At 61.6% G+C, this 10032-nt stretch carries 13 protein-coding genes; 10 read left to right on the top strand and 3 right to left on the bottom strand.

Annotation, left to right across the window (positions count from 1 at the left end; translation table 11 throughout):
- From K5E37_RS09290 to K5E37_RS09280, 3 genes are all read right to left on the bottom strand, one after another.
- Positions 1 to 796, bottom strand: a 796-nt coding sequence (locus K5E37_RS09290; RefSeq protein WP_221533647.1) for a phasin family protein, incomplete at its 3' end; no start/stop codon positions are given.
- Between the two features lie 10 nt (positions 797 to 806).
- Entirely contained in the window at positions 807 to 1229 is a 423-nt protein-coding gene (locus K5E37_RS09285) for a phasin family protein (RefSeq protein WP_007952416.1), read from the bottom strand.
- Between the two features lie 258 nt (positions 1230 to 1487).
- Positions 1488 to 1763: a polyhydroxyalkanoic acid system family protein gene (locus K5E37_RS09280; protein ID WP_007952417.1), complete on the bottom strand. Its 276-nt coding sequence runs from the start codon at positions 1761 to 1763 to the stop codon at positions 1488 to 1490.
- Between the two features lie 165 nt (positions 1764 to 1928).
- On the opposite strand from K5E37_RS09280, the gene ubiE reads away from it, so the two are divergent.
- From ubiE to K5E37_RS09230, 10 genes are all read left to right on the top strand, one after another.
- Complete coding sequence (gene ubiE / locus K5E37_RS09275; RefSeq protein WP_007952418.1) at positions 1929 to 2699, top strand: bifunctional demethylmenaquinone methyltransferase/2-methoxy-6-polyprenyl-1,4-benzoquinol methylase UbiE; 771 nt, start codon at positions 1929 to 1931, stop codon at positions 2697 to 2699.
- Positions 2699 to 3322: an SCP2 domain-containing protein gene (locus tag K5E37_RS09270; RefSeq protein WP_007952419.1), complete on the top strand. Its 624-nt coding sequence runs from the start codon at positions 2699 to 2701 to the stop codon at positions 3320 to 3322. Before ubiE ends, K5E37_RS09270 begins: the two co-directional genes overlap by 1 nt.
- Positions 3319 to 4923, top strand: coding sequence for a ubiquinone biosynthesis regulatory protein kinase UbiB (gene ubiB / locus K5E37_RS09265; RefSeq protein WP_221533646.1), 1605 nt, complete (start codon positions 3319 to 3321; stop codon positions 4921 to 4923). Before K5E37_RS09270 ends, ubiB begins: the two co-directional genes overlap by 4 nt.
- Before the next feature lie 80 nt (positions 4924 to 5003).
- Entirely contained in the window at positions 5004 to 5405 is a 402-nt protein-coding gene (gene hisI / locus K5E37_RS09260) for a phosphoribosyl-AMP cyclohydrolase (RefSeq protein ID WP_007909357.1), read from the top strand.
- Positions 5398 to 5730: a phosphoribosyl-ATP diphosphatase gene (locus tag K5E37_RS09255; RefSeq protein WP_007952422.1), complete on the top strand. Its 333-nt coding sequence runs from the start codon at positions 5398 to 5400 to the stop codon at positions 5728 to 5730. The genes hisI and K5E37_RS09255 overlap by 8 nt, the downstream gene beginning before the upstream one ends.
- Before the next feature lie 25 nt (positions 5731 to 5755).
- Complete coding sequence (locus K5E37_RS09250) at positions 5756 to 6034, top strand: twin-arginine translocase TatA/TatE family subunit (RefSeq protein ID WP_007952423.1); 279 nt, start codon at positions 5756 to 5758, stop codon at positions 6032 to 6034.
- A 10-nt stretch (positions 6035 to 6044) separates the two neighbouring features.
- Complete coding sequence (gene tatB / locus K5E37_RS09245; protein WP_085608403.1) at positions 6045 to 6491, top strand: Sec-independent protein translocase protein TatB; 447 nt, start codon at positions 6045 to 6047, stop codon at positions 6489 to 6491.
- Entirely contained in the window at positions 6488 to 7276 is a 789-nt protein-coding gene (gene tatC / locus K5E37_RS09240) for a twin-arginine translocase subunit TatC (RefSeq protein ID WP_007952425.1), read from the top strand. The genes tatB and tatC overlap by 4 nt, the downstream gene beginning before the upstream one ends.
- Positions 7273 to 7980, top strand: coding sequence for a 16S rRNA (uracil(1498)-N(3))-methyltransferase (locus tag K5E37_RS09235; RefSeq protein WP_127796664.1), 708 nt, complete (start codon positions 7273 to 7275; stop codon positions 7978 to 7980). The genes tatC and K5E37_RS09235 overlap by 4 nt, the downstream gene beginning before the upstream one ends.
- A gap of 91 nt (positions 7981 to 8071) precedes the next feature.
- Entirely contained in the window at positions 8072 to 9988 is a 1917-nt protein-coding gene (locus tag K5E37_RS09230) for a methyl-accepting chemotaxis protein (protein WP_085608400.1), read from the top strand.
- Positions 9989 to 10032: the final 44 nt, after the last annotated feature.

The raw sequence follows: 10032 nt of genomic DNA, 5'->3' as shown, positions 1-10032 counted from the left end.
CGGAGTTCGACGTGCTTGCCAGTGCTTGCGGTGTGGTCACCGGTTTTGGCGCAGCTGGTTTCGGCGCAGCGGCTTTCGGCGCGGCCGGTTTTTTCACTGCCGGTTTCTTCGCCGCAGCCGGTTTGGCGGCAGGCTTGGCAGCGGGTTTGGCGGCAGCGGTTTTCGCTGCTGGCTTGGCCGCAGGTTTGGCAGCTGGTTTTGCTGCCGGCTTGGCGGCGGCCTTGGCGGCAACCGGTTTGGCCGCGGCTTTCGCTGCAGGCTTGGCAGCAGCGGTTTTGGCTGCAGGTTTTGCGGCCGGTTTGGCGGCGGCTTTAGCCAGTGGCTTGGCAGCGGTTTTGGCCGCAGGCTTGGCTGCTGCGGTTTTGGCCGCGACAGGCTGAGCTTTCAGGCCGGTGAGTTTTTCGATCTGCTTGGTCAGGGTATCGACCTTCTTGTGCAGATCCTTCACCTCGTTGCGGCTCGGTACGCCCAGGCGCGAAATCGCACTGTTCAGGCGCTTGTCGAAAGCCCCTTCCAGCTGATCCCAGGTGCCCAGCGCGCGATCTTTCACGCCGCTGATACGCGATTTTGCCGAGCTTGCAGAATCCTTGGCAGCATCGACTTTCTTGCCGACTGCAGCCTTGGTGAGCTTCTCGGCTTTCTCGCCGTCTTTGACCAATGTATCGAAGAGCTTGCTGCCGTCAGTGTCGATCTTCGAGTACACGCCTAAACCAGCCAGCCAGATCTTGCGGGAATAGTCTTCGACTTTTCCGATCCACGAGCTGCCTTCTTTATCGGTGTTCTTTTTACCAGCCATCCCGTTCTCCTTAAGATTTACGCGCGACGCGTTCGAGCAATGCCGTCAGCTCATCGAGCTTAGCAGAGAGTGCCTCAACGTCATGTTTAGACGGAATGCCGATACGATTCAAGGCACTGGCGACACGCGTGTCGAACGCCTTCTCGACCTTGTCGAGCTGAACTTCGACCCGGCCTTTGAAAGAGCTGACTTCGCTCTTGGCTTCATCGATCTCGGCGTTGGCCGCTTCGAGTTTTTCGGTGACGGCTTTTTTGCCTTTCTTTTCAACAGTTTGACCAGCCTTGATCAACTCCTGAAAGTACTCGCTGCCCTCCTGACCGACCTTGGTGTAGGCACCCAGGCCTGCCAGCCAGATCTTGCGGGCATAGGATTTGACGTCGCTCAGAGCGGAAGTCGAAGCGTCGATTTTTTTCTTCAAAATGACTTTGGCCATGGTGCACCTCACGCGCAGAAGGTTTGAGGAACTGCCCTGACGAGTGTCGGGCTCACGCACAAAGTAGGGAGAAAAATTAGAAACGGCACCCTAACAACTGACATAAACAGGTGGGCACACCACAAAACAAATGTGGGAGCGGGCTTGCTCGCGAATGCGGTGTGTCAGTCACGGAAATGTCGGCTGATACAACGTATTCGTCGGATCGCCGCCCGGAGCAAGCTCGCTCCCACAGGGGGATTTCATTTCAGGCAGAAATCAGACCAGCGCTTTATCCAGCGCCTTTTCGATCTCGGCTTTGATCATGCCGCTCATGGCCGACATCATCAGGCCCAGTTCCACGTCGACCCGGATCGAATCCTCGGCCACATGCACCGCGCCCTTCACGCCCGACCGTTTGAGGTTCAGGACATCGCCCGACCACTGCGGCTCCAGGCCATATTGATCGGAGAGTTTCTGCGCCAGTTTGTCGGCTTTCTCGCGGGCTGCTTCCTTGCCCAGGCTGTGGGCACGCTCAACACTGATATGGGCCATTGAATGACTCCTGCTTTTTGAATGGGGCTATGAATGCCTGCAACGAATCTTGACCGCCACTGCGGCAAATCGTCCCGAAGGTTGCCCATCTTACCTTTAGCCATTCCAAGACAAAGCATGGCTTGGGGATTAGAATGTCGCGCATTCTCTTTTGGTGACAGCGATATGACTGATCAGCGCAAAGGCAGCGATGCCGAACCCACCACTCACTTCGGCTTCAAAAACGTTCCGGAAAGCCAGAAAGCGGAAAAAGTCGCTGAGGTGTTCCACTCCGTGGCCGCCAAGTACGACCTGATGAACGACCTTCTGTCGGGCGGCATGCACCGTCTGTGGAAGCGTTTCGCGATCGAACTGTCGGGCGTGCGCGCCGGTAACCGCGTGCTGGACATCGCCGGCGGTACGGGCGACCTGACCAAGAAATTCTCGCACCTGGTCGGCCCGACCGGTCAGGTGGTTCTCGCGGACATCAACGAATCCATGCTCAAGGTCGGTCGTGACCGCCTGCTGGATGTCGGTGTTTCGGGCAACGTCGAGTTCGTTCAGGCCGACGCTGAAAAGCTGCCGTTCCCGGACAACCATTTCGACTGCGTGACCATCGCCTTCGGCCTGCGCAACGTGACGCACAAGGAAGACGCCCTGCGTTCGATGCTGCGCGTACTCAAGCCGGGCGGTCGCCTGCTGGTGCTGGAATTCTCCAAGCCGACCAACGCGCTGATGTCCAAGGCCTACGACGCCTACTCGTTCGCCTTCATGCCGCTGATGGGCAAGCTGATCACCAATGACTCGGAAAGCTATCGCTACCTGGCCGAATCGATCCGCATGCACCCGAATCAGGAAACCCTGAAGTCGATGATGGTCGACGCCGGTTTCGACCGCGTGACCTATCACAACATGACCGCAGGCATCGTCGCCCTGCACCGCGGCATCAAACCCTGATGCTGCTGACCGGGCTGCTCGCCAGCGTCGAACTCGGCCTGAACCGCGTGCTGCGTCTCGACAGCACGGCGCTGCCGCGACTGGCGCATCTGACCGGCAAAGTGATTGCCGTGGATTGCCGCAGCCCGGCGCTGCAACTGTTCATCCTGCCGAGCGACGAAGGCCTGATGCTGGCATCCCACTGGGAAACCGGCGTCGACTGCACCCTGCGCGCCCCGGCCTCGAGCCTGGTGAAACTGGCCCTGAGCAAGGACAAGACGGCGGTGCTGCACGCGCCGGAAGTCGAACTCGACGGTGACAGCGGCGTGCTGCTGGAGCTGGCGGGCGTGCTGCAGGATCTGGAGCTGGACTGGGAGTACGAACTCTCGCGCTGGCTGGGCCCGGTCGCCACGCAACTGGTCGGCGGTCACCTGCGCAGCCGCGCCCGCTGGTATCAACAAGGATTTGCCAGCCTCAACCAGAACCTCGCCGAATACCTGGCCGAAGAATCGCGTACCCTCGTCGGTCAGCGCGAAGCCGAAGCCCGCTTCAGCGAACTGGACCGGATCAAACTCGATCTGGAACGTCTCGAGGCGCGCTTCGAGCGCCTTTCCCGATCCCTCGACCCAAGCGATAACGCATGAAGCTGCTCGCCGTCCGCCGTCTGTTGCGCATCCAGCGCGTCGTGATCCGCTACCGCCTCGATGACCTGCTGTTCGACCTGCCTTTGCCGTGGTTCCTGCTGGCGCTGCGCTACGTCTTGCCGTGGCGCTGGCTCCCGCGCAAGCCGCTGGACCTGAGCCGTGGCGCACGCCTGCGCCTGGCCTTGCAGGACCTGGGGCCGATCTTCATCAAGTTCGGGCAGATCCTTTCGACCCGCCGCGACCTGCTGCCGGAAGACATCGCCGATGAGCTGATGCGGTTGCAGGACCGCGTGCCGCCGTTCGATTCGCAGCTGTCGGTCAAGCTGATCGAAGAGCAACTGGGCAAGAAGATCAGCGAAGTGTTCAGCCGCTTCGACGTCGAACCGCTGGCCTCGGCCTCGGTGGCGCAAGTACACGCCGCGCAACTGAAGACCGGTGAAGAAGTGGTGGTCAAGGTGATCCGCCCGGGCCTGAAGCCGATCATCGCCCAGGATCTGGCGTGGCTGTTCATCCTCGCCCGCGCCGCCGAAAAGGTCTCCGCCGACGCCCGTCTGCTGCACCCGGTGGACGTGGTCAGCGACTACGAAAAAACCATCTACGACGAACTCGATCTGTTGCGCGAGGCGGCCAACGCCAGCCAGTTGAAGCGCAACTTCGAAGGCTCGCCGCTGCTTTACGTGCCGCAAGTCTATTGGGACTGGTGCCGGCCGAAAGTGCTGGTGATGGAGCGCATCTACGGGATTCAGGTGACGGATCTGGCGACCCTCGCCGACCAGCGCACCGACATGAAGATGCTCGCCGAACGCGGCGTGGAGATCTTCTTCACCCAGGTGTTCCGCGACAGTTTCTTCCACGCCGACATGCACCCGGGCAACATTTTCGTCAGCACCGTCAACCCGTGGAGCCCGCAGTACATCGCGATCGACTGCGGCATCGTCGGCAGTCTGACCCCGGAAGACCAGGACTACCTGGCGCGCAACCTGTTCGCCTTCTTCAAGCGCGACTACCGCCGCGTGGCGCAATTGCACATCGATTCGGGCTGGGTACCGGCGGAAACCAAGCTCAACGAATTCGAAGCGGCGATCCGTACCGTGTGCGAGCCGATCTTCGAAAAACCATTAAAAGATATTTCATTTGGCCAGGTGCTGATGCGCCTGTTCCAGACCGCGCGCCGCTTCAACATGGAAGTGCAGCCACAACTCGTATTGCTGCAAAAGACCCTGCTGAACATCGAAGGCCTGGGCCGCCAGCTGTACCCGGACCTCGATCTGTGGAACACCGCACAGCCGTTCCTCGAACGCTGGATGCGCGAGCGCGTCAGCCCGAAAGCCTTGATCGGCAACGTCCAGAGCCAGTTCGAACAACTGCCGCACCTGGCCAACATGGCCCGCGACCTGCTCGAACGCATGTCCCAGCCCCACGCCAACGACCCGCCGCCACCATGGAAAAAACGCAAGGACGACTGGTTCCTGCGCCTGCTCGGCAGCGCCCATCTGGCGGGCGGTACGATCCTCGCCGCCGGGGGCCCGATGCACGAACTGGGGCATTGGCCCGCCGGAATCATGGTGGCAGTCGGCTTGTATCTGGTCGTTCGCCGATAGCCAGTTCCGTGATCGGCTGGCACACTGTTTCAACGCCTGAACCCGACTATTGAAGTGTGGGTTCGCTGTCGGAGTCGAAGATGAAAAACTGGCTGGACGAGATCAAGTGGGACGCCGATGGCCTGGTGCCGGCGATTGCCCAGGATCACAAGACCGGACGCGTATTGATGATGGCCTGGATGAACCGCGAAGCCCTGGAGCTGACCGCGGCGGAAAACCGTGCCATCTATTGGTCACGTTCCCGTGGCAAGCTGTGGCGCAAGGGCGAAGAATCCGGCCACGTACAGACGCTGCATGAAATGCGTCTGGACTGCGACGCCGACGTCATCATCCTGATGGTCGAACAGATCGGCGACATCGCTTGCCATACCGGCCGTCAAAGCTGCTTCTACCGCGTCTTCGAAAACGGCGACTGGAAAACGGTCGACCCGGTCCTGAAAGACCCGCACGCTATTTACTCCGCAGGACACAAACATGAGTGACACCCTGACCCGCCTTGCTCAGGTGCTGGAAGAGCGCAAGGGCGCAGCCGCCGACAGCTCGTATGTCGCCAGCCTGTATCACAAGGGTCTGAACAAGATTCTGGAGAAAGTCGGCGAAGAATCGGTCGAAACGATCATCGCCGCCAAGGACGCCGCCGTCAGCGGCGACTGCAGCGACGTGATCTACGAGACCGCCGACCTGTGGTTCCACAGCATGGTCATGCTCGCCCAGCTGGGGCAGCATCCGCAGGCAGTGCTGGATGAACTGGATCGCCGTTTCGGCCTGTCCGGACACGTCGAGAAAGCCTCGCGACCGTCCGCCTGAACAACTATTAGAGAGGAACAGCAACATGGGCATTTTTGACTGGAAACACTGGATCGTCATCCTGGTGGTCGTGGTACTGGTGTTCGGTACCAAGAAACTGAAAAACCTCGGCACCGACGTCGGCGAATCGATCAAGGGCTTCCGTAAAGCCATGAACGACGACGAAAAACCGGCCGATCCGACCGTCACGCCTGCGCAGCCGGTTCCACCGGTTCAGCCGCAAGCCACCGCTCAGGCCAACCCGCCGCACACCATCGACGTGCAGGCGCAGAAAGTCGAAGAGCCGATCCGCAAAGACGTGTGAGCACTGACTAATGTTTGGTATCAGCTTCTCTGAACTGCTGCTCGTCGGCCTCGTTGCCCTGCTGGTGCTGGGTCCCGAGCGTCTGCCGGGCGCTGCGCGCACCGCCGGCCTGTGGGTCGGACGGCTGAAGCGCAGCTTCAACGCGATCAAACAGGAAGTTGAGCGTGAAATCGGTGCCGACGAAATCCGTCGGCAACTGCACAACGAGCACATCCTGTCGCTGGAGCAGGAGGCGCGGAAGATTTTCACGCCGGTTCAGCAGGAGCCGACGCCGGTCGAGCACGTGGGTGAGCAGACGATTCACAGCCCTGCAGCTCCAACGCCTGTGGCACCTGCTGTAGCGCCAACCGAACCAGCGCCTGTCGTCGCGCCAGCCCCGGTTGAACACGTAGCTCCAACCGCCGCGCCGACCACACCAGCGCCTCACGACACCACTCTGCCGCCGCGAGCCCCATGAGCGATCTCCCCGAAAACGACCAGCACATGCCGCTGGTTTCGCACCTCACCGAGTTGCGCACCCGCCTGCTGCGTTGCGTGGCGGCGATCTTCATCATCTTCGCCGGGCTGTTTGCCTTCACCCAGCAGATCTACACCTTCGTCTCGACGCCGCTGCGTGAATACCTGCCGGCCGGCGCGACGATGATCGCCACCGACGTGTCGTCGCCGTTCCTGACGCCGCTGAAACTGACGATGATGGTCTCGCTGTTCCTGGCGATTCCGGTGATCCTGCATCAGATCTGGGGCTTCATCGCACCGGGCCTGTACAAGCACGAGAAGCGTGTCGCGGTACCGTTGCTGATCTCCAGCATCCTGCTGTTCTACACCGGCATGGCGTTCGCCTACTTCTTCGTGTTCCCGCTGATCTTCAAATTCTTCGCCTCCGCCACCCCGGCCGGCGTGGAAATGATGACCGACATCACCAGTTACCTCGATTTCGTCATGACGCTGTTTTTCGCCTTCGGCGTGGCGTTCGAAATCCCGGTGGCCGTGGTGCTGCTGGTGTGGATCGGTGTGGTCGACGTCAAATACCTGAAGAAGATCCGTCCGTACGTGATCATCGGCTGCTTCGTGGTCGGCATGATCCTGACCCCGCCGGACATCTTCTCCCAGACCCTGCTGGCCGTGCCGATGTGGATGCTGTTCGAAGTCGGCATCCTGTTCGGCAGTCTGGTCAGCAAGCGCGAGCGCCCGGAAGAAACCGCCGACGACCACAACGACCAGCCGCCAGCGACTCAGCCATGAACCTGCTGCTGCTCGAAGAGGCCGACTTCATCGCGGCCGACCGCGTCGTGCTGCGTGATCGGCGCCTGACTCACATGCAGGAAGTCCACCGCTCGGAAGTCGGCGACAGCCTGCGGGTCGGGCGCATCAACGGGTTGATGGGCTCGGCCGAGCTGCTGCGCCTGGAAGCAGGCGAAGCCGAACTGCGGGTCACCCTCGATCAACCGCCGCCGGCCAAACTGCCGCTGACCCTGGTACTCGCCCTGCCCCGCCCGAAGATGCTGCGCCGGGTGTTCCAGACCGTGGCGACCATGGGCGTGTCGAAGGTGATTCTGGTCAACAGCTACCGGGTCGAGAAAAGCTTCTGGCAGACGCCGTTCCTCGAACCGGAAGCGATCCGCGAACAACTGATCCTCGGCCTCGAACAGGCCCGGGATACGGTGCTGCCGGAAATCATCATCGAGAAGCGCTTCAAGCCGTTCGTCGAAGACCGCCTGCCGGCCATCACCGACGGCACCCTCGGCCTGGTCGGCCATCCGGGCAACTTCCCGCCCTGCCCGCGTGCCCTGAGCGAACCGGTGACCCTGGCCATCGGCCCCGAGGGTGGCTGGATTCCCTACGAAATCGATCTGCTGGCCAAGGCCGGGCTGCAACCGGTGCAGCTTGGCGAGCGAATCCTGCGGGTCGAAACCGCCGTCACCGCGCTGCTCGCCCGGCTGTTCTGAAGTCTTCGCCAGACAAAAGGCGTTACAGATTGCCATCATGCGGCCGATACCCTCCCCATAAGTCCAATTAGTGGTCCGAGGGAGTCGTCGCATGTACCGTTGGTTAGCCGAGAGTCTTGGAAACGTCAGCGTCAAACGTAAGCTTGGAATCGGTTTCGGCCTGGTGCTGCTGCTGACCCTGTTGATCACCTTCACCGGCTGGACCGGCATGAGCGGCATCATCAGCCGGGGCGACAAACTCGGCTTCATCTCCAGCCTCAACGAGCTGACCAAGGACCTGCGCCTGGCGCGCCTGGACTATGAAGCCCGCCGTGGCGAACAGGGCCCCGGTGCGGTCAACGACCTGCTCGGCAAACTCGACGCCGGCCTGCAAAGCGCTCGCGGCATGATCGAGCAACCGTCCGACGTGGCCATGATCGATCAGCAACTGGCGGCGGTTGCCGAGTACAAACGCGCCTTTGGCGACATGACCCAGGCCACCGTGCAGCGTGAAGACGCCCGCAGCAAACTCGGCGCCAGCGCCGATAACGCCGTGGCCAAGGTCAGCGAAGTCGAGAAATCACTGCTGCAAGGCGACAGCGTCGCGCAATTCAACAGCGTGATCGAGCTGAGCAAACTGCTGCAGCAGGCGCGCTATCAGGTGCGCGGCTACACCTACAGCGGCAAGGCCGAAGCCGAACAACCGGCGCTGGATGCCATCGCCGCCGCCCTGAACAATCTGGAAAGCCTGCCGAGCAAACTGCCCGAGCAACACATCGCCAACCTGCAGCAGGCCACCGAATCGCTGAAGGCTTACCGCGCTGCCGTCAGCCAGTTCCGCGACTCCCAGGTGAACAATGCCAAGGCGCTGGCCCGCATGTCGGCCCAGGGTGACATCCTGCTCGATGTCAGCAAGAAACTCACGGTGTCCCAGACCATCGTCCGCGACACCGATGCTGCCAGCGCCAAGAACCAGCTGCTGATCGCCACTCTGCTGGCCGTGGCTTTCGGCCTGCTCGCCGCTTGGGCGATCACCCGCCAGATCATCATTCCGCTGGAGCAAACCCTGAAAGTTGCCGAGCGCGTGGCCGCCGGTGATCTGACCCACAACCTGGTGTCCCTGCGCCGCGACGAACTCGGCCAACTGCAACGCTCGATGCAGAGCATGACTCAAGGCCTGCGCGAATTGATCGGTGGGATCAGCGACGGCGTGACCCAGATCGCCAGCGCTGCCGAAGAACTGTCGGCCGTGACCGAGCAGACCAGCGCCGGCGTGAACAATCAGAAAATCGAGACCGACCAGGTCGCGACCGCCATGAACGAAATGGCCGCCACCGTGCAGGAAGTCGCGCGCAACGCCGAGGAAGCTTCGGAAGCAGCCGTCGCCGCTGACCAGCAGGCCCGTGAAGGCGACAAGGTGGTTGGCGAGGCCATCGCCCAGATCGAACGTCTGGCTGCTGAAGTCGGCCACTCCACCGAGGCCATGGGCGAGCTCAAGCGCGAAAGCGACAAGATCGGCAGCGTGCTCGACGTGATCAAGTCCGTGGCCCAGCAAACCAACCTGCTGGCACTCAACGCCGCCATCGAGGCCGCCCGTGCCGGTGAAGCCGGACGTGGTTTTGCGGTGGTTGCCGACGAAGTCCGCAGCTTGGCCCAGCGCACTCAGAAGTCCACCGAAGAGATCGAAGAGCTGATCGTCGGTCTGCAGAACGGCACCCAGCAAGTGGCGACGATCATGGACAACAGCCGCACCCTGACCGACAGCAGCGTCGAGCTGACCCGGCGTGCCGGTGGTTCGCTGGAAAGCATTACCCGTACCGTTTCGGCGATTCAGGCGATGAACCAGCAGATCGCCGCGGCGGCCGAGCAGCAGAGCGCCGTGGCCGAAGAGATCAACCGCAGCGTGCTGAACGTGCGGGATGTCTCGGACCAGACTTCGGCGGCCAGTGAAGAGACGGCGGCCTCCAGCGTCGAGCTGGCGCGTTTGGGCACTCACCTGCAAACGCTGGTGGGCCGGTTCAAGGTGTAAACCGCACAAACAAAAAAAACGCAGCCAATGGCTGCGTTTTTTTT

It is taken from the genome of Pseudomonas sp. RIT778 (assembly GCF_019718735.1).
Taxonomy (GTDB): Bacteria; Pseudomonadota; Gammaproteobacteria; order Pseudomonadales; family Pseudomonadaceae; genus Aquipseudomonas; species Aquipseudomonas aphyarum.
Note: the sequence above shows the minus strand (reverse complement) of the source record. Positions and strands in the feature narration are given on the sequence as shown.

Bases quoted from the DNA above. Each gene is read 5' to 3' on its own strand.
- K5E37_RS09285 (WP_007952416.1), bottom strand. From the start codon at position 1,229: ATGGCCAAAGTCATTTTGAAGAAAAAAATCGACGCTTCGACTTCCGCT.
- K5E37_RS09280 (WP_007952417.1), bottom strand. From the start codon at position 1,763: ATGGCCCATATCAGTGTTGAGCGTGCCCACAGCCTGGGCAAGGAAGCA.
- ubiE (WP_007952418.1), top strand. From the start codon at position 1,929: ATGACTGATCAGCGCAAAGGCAGCGATGCCGAACCCACCACTCACTTC.
- K5E37_RS09270 (WP_007952419.1), top strand. From the start codon at position 2,699: ATGCTGCTGACCGGGCTGCTCGCCAGCGTCGAACTCGGCCTGAACCGC.
- ubiB (WP_221533646.1), top strand. From the start codon at position 3,319: ATGAAGCTGCTCGCCGTCCGCCGTCTGTTGCGCATCCAGCGCGTCGTG.
- hisI (WP_007909357.1), top strand. From the start codon at position 5,004: ATGAAAAACTGGCTGGACGAGATCAAGTGGGACGCCGATGGCCTGGTG.
- K5E37_RS09255 (WP_007952422.1), top strand. From the start codon at position 5,398: ATGAGTGACACCCTGACCCGCCTTGCTCAGGTGCTGGAAGAGCGCAAG.
- K5E37_RS09250 (WP_007952423.1), top strand. From the start codon at position 5,756: ATGGGCATTTTTGACTGGAAACACTGGATCGTCATCCTGGTGGTCGTG.
- tatB (WP_085608403.1), top strand. From the start codon at position 6,045: ATGTTTGGTATCAGCTTCTCTGAACTGCTGCTCGTCGGCCTCGTTGCC.
- tatC (WP_007952425.1), top strand. From the start codon at position 6,488: ATGAGCGATCTCCCCGAAAACGACCAGCACATGCCGCTGGTTTCGCAC.
- K5E37_RS09235 (WP_127796664.1), top strand. From the start codon at position 7,273: ATGAACCTGCTGCTGCTCGAAGAGGCCGACTTCATCGCGGCCGACCGC.
- K5E37_RS09230 (WP_085608400.1), top strand. From the start codon at position 8,072: ATGTACCGTTGGTTAGCCGAGAGTCTTGGAAACGTCAGCGTCAAACGT.